At 74.3% G+C, this 15,420-nt stretch carries 10 protein-coding genes; 3 read left to right on the forward strand and 7 right to left on the reverse strand.

Annotation, left to right across the window (positions count from 1 at the left end; translation table 11 throughout):
* Positions 1-67 precede the first annotated feature (67 nt).
* Together ACFW3D_RS03765 and ACFW3D_RS03770 are read right to left on the reverse strand one after the other, a co-directional pair.
* Entirely contained in the window at positions 68-2,635 is a 2,568-nt protein-coding gene (locus ACFW3D_RS03765) for an ABC transporter permease (RefSeq protein ID WP_500500925.1), read from the reverse strand.
* 9 nt (positions 2,636-2,644) lie between these two features.
* The gene (locus ACFW3D_RS03770) at positions 2,645-3,430 is read right to left on the reverse strand and encodes an ABC transporter ATP-binding protein (RefSeq protein WP_500500927.1); all 786 of its coding nucleotides are present in this window, start codon (positions 3,428-3,430) and stop codon (positions 2,645-2,647) included.
* A gap of 243 nt (positions 3,431-3,673) precedes the next feature.
* Between ACFW3D_RS03770 and ACFW3D_RS03775 the strand changes: the two genes are divergently transcribed.
* From ACFW3D_RS03775 to ACFW3D_RS03785, 3 genes are all read left to right on the forward strand, one after another.
* On the forward strand, positions 3,674-4,273 hold the full coding sequence (locus ACFW3D_RS03775) for a hypothetical protein (RefSeq protein ID WP_500500929.1): 600 nt from the start codon (positions 3,674-3,676) through the stop codon (positions 4,271-4,273).
* A gap of 135 nt (positions 4,274-4,408) precedes the next feature.
* Positions 4,409-4,636 (forward strand): toxin-antitoxin system HicB family antitoxin, encoded by a 228-nt coding sequence (locus tag ACFW3D_RS03780; RefSeq protein WP_500500931.1) that lies wholly within the window; start codon positions 4,409-4,411, stop codon positions 4,634-4,636.
* Positions 4,633-5,004 carry a fic family toxin-antitoxin system, toxin component gene (locus tag ACFW3D_RS03785; protein ID WP_500500933.1) on the forward strand — a complete coding sequence of 124 codons (372 nt, stop codon included), beginning with the start codon at positions 4,633-4,635 and terminating at the stop codon, positions 5,002-5,004. The genes ACFW3D_RS03780 and ACFW3D_RS03785 overlap by 4 nt, the downstream gene beginning before the upstream one ends.
* A 29-nt stretch (positions 5,005-5,033) precedes the next feature.
* Here the strand turns inward: ACFW3D_RS03785 and ACFW3D_RS03790 are convergent, their stop codons facing one another.
* From ACFW3D_RS03790 to ACFW3D_RS03810, 5 genes are read right to left on the reverse strand one after another with little or no spacing between them, the layout of a single operon-like run.
* Positions 5,034-7,037 carry a YehQ family protein gene (locus ACFW3D_RS03790; protein ID WP_500500935.1) on the reverse strand — a complete coding sequence of 668 codons (2,004 nt, stop codon included), beginning with the start codon at positions 7,035-7,037 and terminating at the stop codon, positions 5,034-5,036.
* Complete coding sequence (locus ACFW3D_RS03795) at positions 7,034-8,209, reverse strand: VWA domain-containing protein (protein WP_500500937.1); 1,176 nt, start codon at positions 8,207-8,209, stop codon at positions 7,034-7,036. Before ACFW3D_RS03795 ends, ACFW3D_RS03790 begins: the two co-directional genes overlap by 4 nt.
* On the reverse strand, positions 8,206-10,587 hold the full coding sequence (locus ACFW3D_RS03800) for a DUF5682 family protein (RefSeq protein ID WP_500500938.1): 2,382 nt from the start codon (positions 10,585-10,587) through the stop codon (positions 8,206-8,208). Before ACFW3D_RS03800 ends, ACFW3D_RS03795 begins: the two co-directional genes overlap by 4 nt.
* Complete coding sequence (locus ACFW3D_RS03805; RefSeq protein WP_500500941.1) at positions 10,587-11,684, reverse strand: ATP-binding protein; 1,098 nt, start codon at positions 11,682-11,684, stop codon at positions 10,587-10,589. The genes ACFW3D_RS03800 and ACFW3D_RS03805 overlap by 1 nt, the downstream gene beginning before the upstream one ends.
* Positions 11,681-15,352, reverse strand: coding sequence for a WGR and DUF4132 domain-containing protein (locus ACFW3D_RS03810; RefSeq protein WP_500500943.1), 3,672 nt, complete (start codon positions 15,350-15,352; stop codon positions 11,681-11,683). Before ACFW3D_RS03810 ends, ACFW3D_RS03805 begins: the two co-directional genes overlap by 4 nt.
* Positions 15,353-15,420: the final 68 nt, after the last annotated feature.

The following is a 15,420-nucleotide window of genomic DNA, read 5'->3' on the forward strand; positions in this document are numbered from 1 at the left end:
CGATGGCGGGGCGAACCCTCGTCCCGACGCGTCGGCCGGTCGACGGCCTTCCCCGTCCCCGGGCGGCTCACTCGTGCGCGATCGCGGCCAGGACGTTCATGCGCGAGGCGCGCAGGGCCGGCAGCAGCGCCGCGACCAGGCCCACCACCACCGAACCGGCCATGACCGCGCCCACCGTGGTCCAGGGAACGGCGAACGCCCGCATGCCTTCCAGCGCCAGCACCTCGTGCGTCACGACCCCCCAGACGAGCCCCAGGGCGAGTCCCAGCACCGCGCCGAAGACCGCGATCACGACCGACTCCAGCCGGATCATCCGGCGCAATTGGAGCCGCGACAGACCGATCGCCCGCAGCAGCCCGATCTCCCGGGTGCGTTCGATCACCGACAGGGCGAGGGTGTTGACGACACCGAGCACGGCGATGATGATCGCCAGCCCCAGCAGCGCGTACACCAGGTTCAGCAGCACGGAGATCTGGGTGCGCACCAGCTCCTTGTAGTCGGCCTGGTCGCGTACCTCCACCTGCGGATAGGGCTTGAGTGCCGCCTCCAGGTTCGCGCGCAGCGTGGGCTTGTCGGTGCCGGGCGCGGCGTTCACGTACAACGCGGCGTCCTGGCCCCGGGGCAGGAACCGCTCGGCGGTGGCCAGGCCCATCGTGAGGGTCGCGTCGTCGCCGAGCAGGGTGCTCTGGCTGGTGGTCAGGGCGCACAGGGTGAACGTCGCCGAGCGGCCGTCGGCGAAGCGCACGGGGATCCGGCTGCCCACGCGCAGACCGTGGTGCGCGGCGTACGTCGCGGAGAGCGACAGGCTGTCGCGGGCCAGGGCGCGTGCCGTGTCGCCCGCGGCGTAGTCCAGGTTGAGCGCCCGGTCCGCCCCCGGGCCGATGGCGGTCCCCGTCAGCTTGACCGTGCGGCGGTCGGGCAGCGTCATCAGGACGGAGACGTACCGCACCGGCACCACCTCCCCCGCGCCGCGCACCGTCCGCACCCGGTCGGTGATCTCCGGGGTGAACGGGGCGAAGTGGGTGCCCTGCACGACGTAGTCCGCGCCCAGGGCCCGGTCGATCTCCTGGTCGAAGGAGCTCGCCATCGACGTGCCGGCGATGGACATGCCGGTGACCAGGGCAAGGCCGATCATCAGCGCGCCGGCCGTCGCGCCCGTGCGGCGCGGGTTGCGCAGCGCGTTGCGCTGGCTCATCCGCCCCACCGGCCCGAACACCCGGGGGAACGCCCCGCCCAGCACCCGGATCACCGGACGCACCAGCAGCGGCCCCACGACCACCGCCGCGACCAGCGACAGCCCGATGCCGGCCCCCAGGAACGTCGCGGCGTCGCCGGTGCCGCCGGCCACCGCCGCCCCGGCCAGGGTCCCCGCGGCCACCAGCGTCGCCAGCGCGCCGGCCACCGCCCGCGACCGCAGGCTCCGCCCGGCCCCGGCGACCTCGGCGTCGGACAGCGCGGCCATGGGGGAGACCCGGGACGCCCGCCGCGCCGGCAGGTAGGCCGCGACCAGCGTCACCAGCAGCCCTACGGTGAACGCCGCCGCCGGCACGCGCCAGCGGATGACCATCTCGGCGGCGTCGATGTTCATCCCGAACACCCCGAGCAGTCGCATCAGCCCCGCGGCCGTACCGATCCCGCACAGCAGGCCCAGGGCGGAGCCCACCACCCCCAGCAGCAGCGCCTCCACCAGCACCGACCGCCGCACCTGCCCGCGGTCCGCGCCGAGCGCGCGCAGCAGTCCGAGCTCCCGGGTGCGCTGGGCGATCAGCATCGAGTAGGTGTTGACGATCAGGAAGACCCCGACCAGGACCGCGACCCCGGCGAAGCCCAGCATCACGTACTTGATCACGTCCAGGAGGGTGGCCAGGCTCTCCACCGCGGACTTCGCCTGCTCGGCCTGGGTCGTGTAGGTGTAGTGCGGTCCGAGCGCGGTGGCGATGCGCTGCTTCAGCACGTCGTCGGAGACCCCGGGCGCCGCGTCGGCCTGCACCGACGTGGCGACACCGGTCCGGCCCAGCAGCCTCGACTGCGAGGTGGGGGTGTCGACGAAGAGCAGGGCGGCGCCCGGATTGGTCGTGGTGAAGGTCGCGATGCCCACGAGCCGGACCGGGAACGCCCCCGGCTGCGCCAGCACCCGCAAGCGGTCGCCGATCTCCAGGTGGCGCTTCGCCGCGGTGTCGGCGTCGATCAGCGCCTCGTCGGGGCCGTGCGGCGCGTGCCCGCTGGTCAGCCGGACCGGACTGCGCGGGTTCCCCGACCAGTTGGTGGCCAGGGTGGGGGCGCCGGTGGTCGGGCCGACCGGCTGGTCGTCGGCGTCGACGACCGTGGTGTTGCGGACGGTGACGTCGATCCGCGCGTCGGCCACACCCGGTACGGCCTTGACCCGGTCCAGCAGGGACGCCGGGAGGGTGCGCACCTGACCGGAGGCGAACTGCTGGTCCTCGCTGAAGGCCTCCGGCGGACCCACCGTCACATCGGCGGACGTCGAGGCGAACAGGCGGTCGAAGGTGCGGTTGACGGTGTCGGAGAAGATCATGCTGCCGGTCACGAACGCGACCGACAGCAGGACGGCGAGCGCGCTGAGCAGCAGCCTGCCCTTGTGGGCCAGGAAGCTGCGCAGCGTCGCCCGGAGCATCGCCGGCGCCTAGCCCTGCTTCCGCAGCGCGTCGAACCGCTTGAGCCGTTCCAGGACGCCGTCCGCGGTGGGCCCGTGCATCTCGTCGACGATCCGCCCGTCGCCCAGGAAGAGCACCAGGTCCGACCACGCCGCCGCGCCGGGGTCGTGGGTCACCATGACCACGGTCTGGCCGAGCACGTCCACGGCCTCGCGCAGGAAGCCGAGCACTTCCGCGCCCGCCTGCGAGTCGAGGTTGCCGGTCGGCTCGTCCGCGAAGATCAGCTGAGGCCGGGAGGCGAGGGCCCGGGCGCACGCCACACGCTGCTGCTGTCCGCCGGACAACTGCGCGGGACGGTGCCCCAGCCGGTCGCGCAGGCCCAGGGTGTCGATCACCCGGTCCACCCACTCCCGGTCGGGCCTGCGGCCCGCGATGTCCATGGGCAGCGTGATGTTCTCGGCGGCCGTGAGCGTCGGCAGCAGGTTGAACGCCTGGAAGACGAAGCCGACCTGGTCACGGCGGAGCCGGGTCAGTTCGCGTTCCGCCAGACGGGTGATCTCGGTCTCGCCGATCCAGACCTGCCCCGAGGTGACCGAGTCCAGCCCCGCCAGGCAGTGCATGAGCGTGGACTTGCCGGAGCCGGAGGGCCCCATGACGGCCGTGAAGCGGCCGCGGGCGATCTCCACGTCCACCGCGTCCAGCGCGACCACCCGGGTCTCGCCCGTCCCGTACGACTTCGTCAGTGCCGTCGCCCGCGCGGCGGGTTCCGCTCCCGCCTCGATGCCCTCTGTGTCCGCTGCCGTCCATGTCGACACGCTTGCCCCCCAACGTGAGGAAGTGCGTACTTGTCCGTATGCGACCCGAGCGTAGGTCGTCGGGTGCCGCGCCGCATCGTCCCGGAGGGTGAGCGCCGGGGGCGCGCGGGCGGCCGCCGTGCGACCGCGAGTTCGTCCGGCCGAAACCGGCAGGCCGTTCCGGTACGTCTGTAGGTGCACCCGCGCCGGGCACGCTGTGGCCGGGACGGGGGCGAGGACACGTAGCGAGGGGGGACCGAATCGATGGTGCATGCACGCAGCCGGGCCGGGTCCGGTGACCACAGGCGAACCCGGGCCTGGGCGGGGGTGCCGGTGGCGGCCCTGCTGCTCCTGGCGCTCCAGGGGTGCCAGGTTCCGGCCGACGACGACGCCGGCGGCAAGCCGTCGGCGTCCGCGCCGAGCGCCCCGGGCGGGGCCGGCGGGTCGTCGGCGGTGTCCCCGGGGCAGCCGTCCGCGTCGGCCTCGGCGTCGGCCGGGACGGCCGGCGACCCGTGCGACCTGGTGACACAGGCCGAGGCCGATCGGCTCGCCGGCACGGCCCTGAAGCCCGGCCGGGACCTGGAGGGCACCTGCACCTACGCCGCGCCGGAGACCGGTCCGACGGCCCAGGTCGAGGTCTTCGCGGGAGAGCCGGGGAAGAACTACTACGACGCCGAGCGCGGGCTCGGCCACGAACTGGAACCGCTCGACGGCATCGGCGACGAGGCCTGGCTGGAGGACGGATCGGTCTTCCTGAGGGTGTCCGGGCAGTGGGTCGCGATCCGGCTGGTCCGCAACGAGGAGCCCTCCCGGTTCGACAAGCCGCTCGAGGAACTGGCGCGCACGGTGGCCGGCCGCCTCTGATCACGCGCCCCGCGTGCGCCTGGCGCGCCCCGCACGCCCCGGAGCCCGGACCGGCTCCGGGGCGCACGGCCACCCGGGCGGATGCGCCCCCTGGGCCGCTTGTCACTGCTAGTGCGTCGGCGCTAGCTTGACGGTATGGCCAAGACGCAGTTGAACGTGCGGGTGGACGAGACCACCGCCGCGGCCGCCCGCGAGCGGGCCGCGCAGCGGGGCGTCAGCGTCAACCGGTACATCGAGGAACTCGTCCGCAAGGACGCCGGGGAGCGGGGCCGCAGCTTCGTCGAGGCCGCCGCCGACTTCATGGAACGCTACGAGTCCGTCTTCGCCGAGGAGTTCGGCACGGAGCGCGAAGGCCGCCGTTGACCCTGCGGATCGACCTCGCCTGGCTGCTCATGGTCGCCGAGCACAACACCCCCGGTGACCCCCAGGTGACCGACTGGGGCGCCCTCGTCGCCGCCGTCAGCCGTCACCAGGCCGAGATATTCGGCGTCCCCGTCTACGCCGACCCCCACGAGCGGGCCGCGTGCCTGCTGCAACTCCTGGTCCACGTGCCGGCCCTGGAGCGGTCCAACGCGCTCTTCGCCACCGCGGTCGCCTACGCCTACCTGGTGGCCGACGGCCTGAAGGTCGCCACGTCGCCGGAGCGGGTGCGCGATCTGGCCCGGCTGGTCAAGGACGGCACCGCCGACGTGCACGAGATCGCCGAGGAACTCCGCTCCTGGTGCGTATGAGGCCCGGCCCGGCCCGGCGCCGGGCCGCGTCAGAGACCGGCCTCCTGGTGCAGTTCGAGGCCGACCAGGAGCCGGATCGCGGCGTCCGCCCACGCTGCCGTCGCCTCCTCCGGGTGCTCGGCGTCCAGGGCCCCGTCGACCGCGTCGAGCAGCGCCGCCGCGGAGCGCAGCCCGGTACGTCGCAGTGCCGCCGCGGCTCCTGCGAGGCGGTCGCGGGCGGAACGGCTCCGGGCGCGCAGGCCGCTGTGCGCGAGGTCCGAGAGGGCGGACAGGCCGGATTCCAGGGCCCGTGTGATCGGGTCGGTGCTGTGCGCAGCGGCCGCGGCGAGTACCCCCGCGCCGTCGCCGGCCTCGAGGTCGGGTACGACGAGTCCGTCCTCGGTGAGCACCGCGAGCGGGTCGAGCACCGGGCGGCCGCCCTCCCGGCCCAGCAGGCCGCTCACGTACCGGACCCCGGGGCCGCCGAGTGCCCGGGCCAGCGCGTCCAGGCCGCCGGGACAGGTGGGGTCGTAGTCGGCGCGGACCAGTGCCGCGTTGCCCGACGGATCGCGGACGACCGCTTCGAGCCGTTGCCGGGCGGCGTCATAGCCGACGGACTCGACGGCGGCCACGGCCAGCACACGGGCGGTGTCGGCCTCCACCCTCGGCCGGATCAGCTGCGGCGGGCGGCCCTCCCAGGAGGACAGCTCCGCCGCGAGATCGCCGATCAGGAGCGTGTCGGGCAGGCCGTCCCAGGCCGAACCGAGAGGCGTGACACTCGTGGGGGCGATGCGTCCGCGTCCGATGGCCACGGTGCGGCCGGCACTTCGGGAGATGCGCTCGCTGACGACGTTGGCCCCGGACAGCGCCCGCAGCGGCACTCCGAGCAGGCGGCGTCCCGCGAGGTCGTGACCGGTGGGGGAGTGGCCTTCCGTCAACTGCCAGTGCTTGCGCAGAACCAGGGCGATCCCGGCGTCCGGGTGCGCGAAGTACACCTCGGCGGTGCGCTCCGCCGCCGTCCGGCCCGTGATCCGGCAGCCGAGGGAGACCAGCCGCACCTGGCGCAGCGGGGTGTCCGCCGACTCCCGGGTGCCGAGCACGCCGGGTCGGTCGGTCCCGGCCGCGCGCCGACGGGCGTGCAGTTCGGCGAGGAGCCGGGCGACCCGTCCGGCGTCGTGGAGCGCATCGCGCCGGGCGCAGGCGTCGACCTGGCGGTGCAGGTCCGCCATGACCGCGGCGGGCCAGTGGAGGCAGGCGCGGGACAGTTCCGCGCGTGCGCGGTCCAGTTGCGCGGCGAACACCGGGGTCGTGTGCGCGACGCCGTCCAGCAGCAAGTCGTCGGCCAGCGCGAGGGCGTCGTCGAGGGCGTCGTCCGCGTCCGGCGCGGCGGGCGGGCGTCCGCCCACACTGACCTGCACGTCCGTGCCGTCCTCGGCGCAGGCGTCCGCGGCGCGGCAGGCCCAGACCGCGAGCGTGATCATCTTCCCGCGGTGCGGCGCCGCGGCATCGCAGAGGGCGTAGCCGAGCTGGTGCGGGACGGGGAAGCGCACCGTGCAGGTCGGCAGTTCGACCGACGGCGCGGGTCGCGCCGCGTCCGGCCGGTGCACGGTCGCCGAGTAGCCCCGGTCCCGGATCCGTCGCGCGGCCGCCAGCGCGGCCCGGCCGAGCACGGCCTCGAGCCGGGCGTCGTCGAACTCGCCCGGCGACCACGCGGCCACCTCCGGGCCCGTCGGCTCAGCGGTGCCGTCCAGCCGCTGATAGGCCAGCACCAGACTGATCCGGTGGCGGCACACCCCGGTCGCCGCGCAGCTGCACTCCGACGCCTCCAGTCCGGCACCCGCGGGCAGCCGTGTCCGGGTGCCGTCCGGGTAGGCGCCGCAGACGGTTCCGTCACCCTCGCGGGTGACGTCCGGACCCGAGCCGGCATCCAGGTCCTTGGCGGCACGCTTCACCAGACCGCGGTTCGCGAAGGCGGCGAGCGTGTCGGCGGTGAGGGCCAGCAGGTCCTCGCGCCGCGGCGCACCGACGGCCGCACTCGCGGGCGTGCCGCTCACCGGGCCACCTTGTCGGCCACGAACTCGGCCAGCTGACCAGGGGTCATCGCGCCCACATGGGCTCCTTCCCGGGCCAGCCGGGCCGCGAGGTCGCGGTCGTAGTCGGGGTTGGCCTCCTCGTCCAGCGCGGCCAGCCCGAGCACGGTGGAGCCCTGCTGGACGAGGTCGCGCACGGTGCGGACCAGCCGATGGGCGTCGCCGCCCTCGTAGAAGTCGGAGATCACCGCGACGATGCTGCGACGCGGGTTGTCCACCAGGCCGGCGGCGTAGTCGACGGCGCGCGCGATGTCCGTGCCGCCGCCGAGCTGGACCCGCATCAGCAGCTCCACCGGGTCGGTGACGTCCGAGGTCAGATCGACCACGTCGGTGTCGAAGGCGACGAGGTGGGTGCGCAGACCCGGCAGGCTCCACAGGCAGGCCGCGGTGACGGCGGAGTGGATCACCGAGCCCACCATCGAGCCGGACTGGTCCACCAGCAGGATCAGCTGCCACTGCTGCAGGTGCTGCCGGACCCGTGAGTGGAAGCGCGGGCGCTCGATCAGTATCCGCCGCTCCTCGGGCTGGTAGTGCGCCAGGTTGGCCCGGATCGTGCCCTGGAAGTCGAAGTCCCGCGCCAGCGGCAGCCGGCTGGGGCGCCGCGAGCGGGCCCCGGTGAGGGCCTGGCGCAGCTCCGGACGCAGCCGTTCCATCAGCTCCCTCACCACCGCCTCCACGATCCGCCGGGCCATCGCCAGCACCTGCGGGTTCATCAGGTGCTTGGTGCGCAGTACGGCGCGGAGCAGGGTCGCGTTGGGCTCCACGCGGGAGAGCACGTCGGGGTCGGTGACGATCTCGTCGATGCCGTACTGCTCCACGGCGTCGTGCTCGAGCCGTTCGACGGTCTCCTTGGGGAAGAGCCGGTGGATGTCGTCGAGCCAGTCCACCGCGGTGAGCCGGGAGGCGCCGTCACCGCCCTCGCGTCCGGTGGGGGCACCGGCGCGCACCCCGCGCTGCGCCAGGTCCGGGTCGCGGCCGTAGAGCCAGTCCAGCGCCGCGTCGCGGGCGGCGGCCTGCGGGCCGAGCGGGCCGGTGCAGCGCTCCGCGGGCGCGCCCAGGATCAGCCGCCACCGCTCCAGCCCGGCGTCGGGGACCTCCGGCGCCGGGCGGGCGGCCGGGTGCTTCCGGCCGGTCATCGGCTCTCCCGCCCGCCGTGCAGACCGTACCTGTCGAGCAGGCGACTCACGTTCTCCTCCAGGGCGTGGGCGCGGGCGAGGACCAAGGGGTCGGCGGACGTGCGCAGCAGGGAGCGGGCCGAGCCGCGCCGGCCGCGGCGCTCCAGCAGTCGCTCCGCGATGCGTTCGCGCTCGCGGGGCGGGAAGAAGGCGAAGGCCTGCCGCAGGGCGGGCAGGCCGATCAGGAAGTCGCCGTCGGTCATGGAGAGGACGATCTCGTCGAGTGCGTCGAGCAGGGACGGGCCCGGCGCATCGGCGACGCCCCCTCCGACGTTGCCACCGATGCCCGTCACCTGGTCCCGGGCCAGGGCGAACAGGCCGGCCAGCCAGTCGCCGAGCTCCCCGGGACCCGACGCCGCGAGCGAGCGTGCCTGCCCGGCCGCGTCGGCACCGGCCGGACCGAGGGACAACCGCAGGCCCAGCGCGGCACCACGCAGGTCCGCGGGCGCGGCGGCGTCTGCGCAGATCCGCCGTGCCGTGTCGGCCGCGGCCGTCCGGGAGAAGGACAGCAGGGACTCCGCGTGCCACAGCGCGTCCCGTGCGGCGGTCAGGGCCCGCAGCCGGGCGAAGTCGACGCCACGGCCCCCGTGCAGGCCCTCGGCCAGCCAGAACACCCGGCCGACGGCCTCGTCGACGAGCCTGCCCAGCAGAGGGTTCCCGGCCACGCCGTACACGCGGTCGTGCCGCCACAGATGCAGCGCCGTCGCCAGCACCTCACCGGCCGGGCCGAGTTCACCGAGCGTGCCCACCCGGGACGCGAGGGAGCCCAGCAGATCGGCGGAGAGCGCATCCGCCCCGCAGAGCACCGCGTCGAAGAGCACCTCCGACAGGGCGGTCGTGGCCGAATCCGGCGACGCACCGGGTGCGTTCCCCGTGGACCGCACCCGCGCCGAGAGCGCCGCGGCGGCGGCCTCCTCCAGCCGTGCGCCGTGCGCACCGGCCTCGATCAGCGCCGCCTCGCGCCCGTGCACCGGGCCCGGCTCCCAGCGTTCGGCGAAGACCGGGTCCGAACCCTTCGAGGGACCCGAGGCGCGCACATGTCCCGGAACGCCCAGCACGCGCAGTTGGTGCAGCAGACGACTGCGGACGAGCCCGGACGGCTCGGTCAGGTCCGCCGTCACGCGCTCCCCCAGGACGATCCCGCACAGCTGCAGCCTGGCCGCGACGTCCTGTACGAGCGGTGGGACGGGCGTGTCCGGGTGCAGCAGACCGGTCCGGTCGCCGGTGCTCGCGGAGACCATCTCGACCACGGCCGGATCGGTGCCCGGTGCGAGGACGCCGCGCTCGGTCCAGGGCAATGGCTGATCCAGGGCGTCGCTGATCACCGTGGCCGCGAGACCGTCGAGCACATCGGTGCGGGCCGGCACCGCGTGCCCGCGCAGGGCGGCGAGGCCCTGGGCGAGGCTCCGGGCCGCGATCAGATCGGCCGTCGACACCGGCAGGCGCCGCCCGCGCAGCCGCCCCACGACCTGTTCCAGCAGGCCGTCCGCCGCGGCGGCGGGCCCGTGCTCCCACAGCAGTTGGTAGTAGCCGGGCGAGGGCATGCCGGACTGGTAGCCGGCGAAGGAGTCGAGCCGGCGGAAGGAGTACGGCACCAGGAAGCTGCCGCCGACGGCCCCGACGGGCGGTTCCGGAAGCGCCGGCCACTGCGCCGGCGCGCTGTCCGCCGCGTCCGCGTCACGGGCGGGTGGCGCGGTCAGCGCACGCAGCGCCGGCGTGTGGAACCCGCCGGTGACCACGAGCACCGGCCGCTTCCCCGCCCGGTCGGCCGCGGCACGGACCCAGGAGGCCATGTACCGCTCCCGGGCCCCGTCGCCCGGCTCGGCCTCCGAATCCCCGCGTACCAGGTCGAAGTAGGCGTCCAGCCGCTGCTGGAGCCCCTCCGGAGCGGGTATCTCGAACAGCCGGTCCCACAGTGCGTCGACGGAGTCGACGTCGAACCGGCTGCACAGACGCCGTGTCGCCGCGGCGTAGCGGGCCTCGGCGTCGGCGTAGCGGTTGGCCAGCGGCTCCGGGCGCTCGGTGAAGGCCGGGTGCCAGGCGGGCAGGTCGATGAAGCGCACCTCGGCGCCGGCGGACCGGCCGGAGCGCAGCGCGACCCACTCGGGGGAGTAGTCGCACAGCGGTGTCCAGCTCGTCGCCGCGCGCTCCTCGTCGCGGTAGTGGCTGAACACGGCGATCGGCAGCTCGTGGCCGAGCAGCAGCTCGTCCAGCCGCCCGTTCATGTCGGCCGGCCCCTCCACCAGCACGTACGCGGGCCGGAGCGCCTCGATGGTGCGGGCCACCAGCAGGGCGCAGGCCGGCGAGTGGTGGCGTACGCCGATGAAGACCGTGGACATCAGTCGTCCAGCAGATGGCGTGCCTCGTGAAGGGCCTGCCACTGGGCGCCGTGCCGGCGCCCTGCCCGCTGGTCGAGGAACCGGCGCAGCCGGGCCAGGTCCTCCGGGCTGTCCTTGGCCGCGGTGCCGGCCAGGCAGGTGACCAGATCGGAGGCGTCGCCCGGCTCACCGCGCAGGAACCAGCCGCGTACGCCCACCGCGTGGGCCACCGATACCGCCTCCGCGGTGCTCATCACGGCGGAGAGCCGTTCGCCGGACGCCTGCTGACCACGGAGTTCGCGGAACGTCCCCACCAGCACCTCGAGCACGTCGTGGTCCGGCGGCGCCGCGACCCCGGACCGGCGCAGCAGCGCGCCCGCCTCGGCCTCGACGAGCGCGAGCTCGGTGTCGAAGTCCGCGATGGGGAAGACCGTCTCGAAGTTGAAACGCCGCTTCAGCGCGGCGCTCATCTCGTTGACGCCCCGGTCGCGGGTGTTGGCGGTGGCGATGACGTTGAAGCCGCTCCGCGCGAAGACCATTCCCCCGGGGCCGTCCAGCTCCGGGACGGCCAGGACCCGTTCGGACAGCATGGACAGCAGGCAGTCCTGCACCTCCAACGGGCAACGGGTGATCTCCTCGAAGCGGACGATCCGGCCCTCGGACATGCCGCGCAACATCGGCGCGGGCACCAGCGAGCGCGGTGACGGGCCCTCGGAGACGAGCAGCGCGTAGTTCCAGGAGTACTTGATCTGGTCCTCGGTGGTGGCCGCGCCGCCCTGGACGGTCAGTGTCGAGGTGCCGCTGACCGCCGCGGCGATCAGCTCCGAGAGGAGCGACTTCGCCGTGCCCGGCTCACCGACCAGCATCAGACCGCGGTTGGTCGCCAGCGTCACCAGGGCGCGCTCGACCAGGGACGGGTTGCCGACGAACTTGCGGCTGATCCCGGCCTCCGCGTCCCCGACGATGAACCGGCGCGCCGCCCGCAGGCTCAGCTGCCACCCGGGCGGGCGCGGGTCCTCGTCCCGCGCCCGGAGCGCCGCCAGTTCCTCCGCGTACCTGACCTCGGCCGGGGGCCGCTGGAGCGCGGCCTCCGCGGCCACGTCGCCGACGGCGGTCACCGGGCCGTCACCTCTTCCAGGTCGGCGAGCAGTTCGGACGCGGCGACCGGGTCGAGGTCGCCGAAGCGCAGCGGGTAGTCGCGACTGCCCCAGTGGTCACCGGGCTCCGTGTCCAGCCAGACCGTCTCGAAGGTCTGGTCGGGGAACTCGTCGACGTTGCCGACCGCGATGCCCTCGTCCAGGGCGATGACGAGGTGGCGTCCCTCGGCGAGCCGCTTGGAGAACCACCGCTCGATGCCGGCGTCCTGCGGCTCCCCGCGCTCCCACCCGCGCTTGGTCAGCCCGAGCAGGCGGCCCACGGGCACCTCGCACCCCTCGAACCGGTTCAGGCGGTTGGCGGTCTCCTCCTCCGGGGTCAGCCGGAGCACCGGCCGGCCGAGCTGCGGGAAGGGCTGGAGGATCTCGTAGTCCGCGAACAGTTCCGACCACTTCGGCACGGTGTCACCCAGGTGCAAGGGGTGGGCCGCCCGGACCGTCGCGTCGTCGGCGAGCGTGAACTCGTCGTCGTCGACGTCGGCGAAGCTGCGGTCCTCGGCGATCCTGAAGGCGGTCACCGTGCCGTCCGTCCCGGCGAGCCAGACCAGCCGGCGGACCAGGTGCCAGACCAGCGGGTGGTGGACGAGCAGTTCGCGGAATTCCACGGCGGTCCAGGTCCGCTGGGTGACCATGGCCGCCTCCAGGCGGCGGATCTGGTCGGCGGCGATGGTGCGGACGTCCTTCTTCAAGGCCATGAAGCGCTTGCGCTCGGCCGGGGCGAGCTCCTGGTCGTCCTTGATGCCGGGGGTGGGCAGATCCTTGCGGCGCTTCCCGTCGGCGTCCAGCACGTAGGGCCGCAGCTGCTCGTCGAAGCCCACGGTGAACCGCCGGGTCCCGTAGTCGAAGACCGTCGTGCCGTCCGGGCCCAGCCCGAGATCGGGGACGAGCCGGTCGGCCAACTGCTCGCCGGTCAGCCCGAGTCCCTCGGCCACCTCGGCGATCTTCTCCTGGGCGCGGACCTTGAGCGCCTTGAACTTCACGCGCTGGGAGACCCCGTGGAGGTGCATGAGGGCGACGTCGCTGCCGATCTCGGCCAGCACGTTCAGGCCCTCGACCGCGCGGTGGTGGGCGCCCTGCCCGGGCCAGTCGCGCAGGATCGGAGTGAGCCGGCGCACCGTCGTGTCGTTCCCCAGGGCGCCGAGCGCGTGCAGGATCCAGCTCTCCTTGGCGGGCATGCCCGCCTGCCGCCACTCCTCGAACAGGGCCCAGACGAAGGCGGCCGCCGAGTCGGCGTCGCACACCTCGCCGACGACGGCGAGCCCTTCATACGGGTCGGCGGGCTTCGACAGGGCGAGCATGGTCAGCACATGACGGACCGCCTCCTCCGGCAGGGCCTCTCCGGAGGTGAGCAGGACCTGCGGCAGCACCGCGGGCTGCACCCAGCTGGGCAGGGCCGGCATGCGGGCCGGGAGGGCGATCTCCAGCGGGTCCGCGGCCAGCGCCTCGGCGACGATCCCCGCCGCCTCGTCGCCGTGTGCCGCCGCGACGGCGGCCACGACGGCGTCCGTCCCCTCGGCGGACGCGACCAGGCGCAGGGCGTGTTCGGCCGCCTTCCGGGCCGGGCCGGGCTGCCCGACGGCGTCCGGTACCAGCAGCAGGCCGCCGGCGACCCCGTACCGGGCGAACCAGGAGCGGGCCGTCGTACGCACCGACTTGAGGCGGACGAGTCCGTCCGCCATCAGCCGTGCCGCGCCCAGGTCGAAGAAGGGCAGCAGGAGCGGGCTGAAGTGCGCCGGCTTGGCCGCGGCCACCGTGAGGGCGAGCGGCAGCGCCGCCGTCCCGTACTTGGCGACGACGGGCCTGAGGAGGTCGTGGCCACCCCAGAGCTCCTGCGGCGACCACTTCTCCACCCAGGGCGAGAGCACGTCGAGCGGGCCCTGGACGAAGAAGCGCGTCGCGCGCCACAGGTCCGACCGGCCCCGGAGGATCGTGGCGGCCTCCCGGTCCCAGTCGGTCGTCGACGGGTACTCCCATCCCCAGGAAGGATTCCCGGCCCACCGCTCCTTCTCGCCCTCACGCCACGCCACCCGCCGGGTGCCGTCCGGCAGCAGGCCCGTGAGCACCCGCGGCTTGCGGGCCGTTCGCCTGCGCGTCCAGGGCGGTGAGAGGAGCAGCGCCGGCAGCACGTCCGGTGCCGCCTCGGCGACGCGCTCACCCGCGCCGTCGAGCGACCGGACCAGCTCCGCGGCCGCGGGACCGAGCTGCGGGAGCAGCTCGGGCAGCAGGGCGTTGTTCAGCGTCACGTGCGTGTTGAGGAGCTGGCGCGCCGCTGGGGCGTTCTTCCCGTCCGTGAGGCCCGCCTCGGCGAGCAGACGGAGGGCTCGCGCCGGGTAGCGCTGCATGGCCTCCTGCAACGCGGGGCGGATGTGCTTGCTGTCCAGACGGGCGAGCAGCAGCCTGAACGCCTCGTCGGTCGGGAAGTGCGACACCGCCGTGGTGATGATCCGGAACTGGTCGGAGTCCCAGGACCGTTCGATCGCCTCGTCGAGGAAGGGCACGCACTCCGTACCCAGGCCGTCGGCGAGCGTGGCGACCAGCCCCAGGGTCCAGCCGCGCCAGAGCAGACTCGGGGACGTGCCGAGCCGGCCGACCTGCCCGGGATCGTCGAGCGCGCAGAGCAGCAGTGGCCGGAGCACGTCACCGCCTGCCCCGTAGCCGGGTTCCTCGGTGATGCACTCGTCGGCCCAGCCGGGCGTGCCCGGCGCGAGATAGGCGGCGACGACCCGCCGCCGCGCAGTCGTGCGGCACTCACGCAGTGCGGCGACGGTCTCCCGGTAGGTCTCGTCGTCCGCGGAGGCCAGCAGCGTGCGCATCCGGTCCGCCAGCCCACGTGCGGGGTACGGCGTGATGTGGTCGGTCGGTCCCCGGAAACGCAGTGTGGGAGCGGTGCGGTTCTGGTGGTACCAATGGCCGGCGTTGACGTCGAAGCTCTCCACCACCGCGCGGGCGGCGAAGGCCGGCCCGTGGGTCGCGGTCCACGCGTCGGCGAAGGGGAATTCGTCGGCCGGGGAGTGGGGCCAGGAGGGCGTCATCAGGTGCGCCACGACCGCGGCCCCGCGGTGGTCCGGCTTCCCCGCCAGGTAGTTCCGCGCCGCCTGGACCAGGGCCGGATCCGCCTGCGGAACGGTGAGGACCTGCTCGATCCAGTCCAGTTCGCCCCTGATCCGTGCCCGGACCCGATCAGCCGCATCCGGTGCCGGCACGGCGGCGCCCCGCCGGACTCCGCCGCGGCGCGGGTGCAGCACCCGGCGCCACGAGCCGGGTATGACGAACGTGTCCTCGTCGGGAAGCCCGCTCGCCGGCTGCGTCTCCGGCTGCGTCTCCGGCTGCGTCTCCGGCTGCGTCTCCGGTTGTGGCCGGGGCTGCGGCTGCGATGCCGGTTCTGCCCCCGGCTCCGATTCCGGCCCCTGTTGCCGGGGAGCCGACGGGCCGACCTCGAGGTATCCCTTGCGCTCCTTCTCGGCGACCAACTTGCCGAAGTGCGCCGATGCCGCTTCGGAGGACCCCAACTCCTTCTCCTGGAGGCGTCCCTCGGTGCCGATCCGGCCGTAGCGCACCGTCACCAGCGCGCCGTCGACCGCCGCCTCCCAGAACTTCGCGGATCCCCCGCCGACGAGCTCCCAGCGCCGCACAGCAACCCCTCCACACCCACGACCGGACACCGGCGGCATCGCTCGTCCGGTGATCAACGGGCGTCACA

Source organism: Streptomyces sp. NPDC058864, assembly GCF_042742985.1.
GTDB lineage: Bacteria > Actinomycetota > Actinomycetes > Streptomycetales > Streptomycetaceae > Actinacidiphila.

What these genes read in the sequence shown, in the direction of transcription:
- ACFW3D_RS03765 (WP_500500925.1), bottom strand. Translation starts at nt 2,635, where the DNA reads ATGCTCCGGGCGACGCTGCGCAGCTTCCTGGCCCACAAGGGCAGGCTG.
- ACFW3D_RS03775 (WP_500500929.1), top strand. Translation starts at nt 3,674, where the DNA reads ATGGTGCATGCACGCAGCCGGGCCGGGTCCGGTGACCACAGGCGAACC.
- ACFW3D_RS03800 (WP_500500938.1), bottom strand. Translation starts at nt 10,587, where the DNA reads ATGTCCACGGTCTTCATCGGCGTACGCCACCACTCGCCGGCCTGCGCC.
- ACFW3D_RS03795 (WP_500500937.1), bottom strand. Translation starts at nt 8,209, where the DNA reads ATGACCGGCCGGAAGCACCCGGCCGCCCGCCCGGCGCCGGAGGTCCCC.
- ACFW3D_RS03780 (WP_500500931.1), top strand. Translation starts at nt 4,409, where the DNA reads ATGGCCAAGACGCAGTTGAACGTGCGGGTGGACGAGACCACCGCCGCG.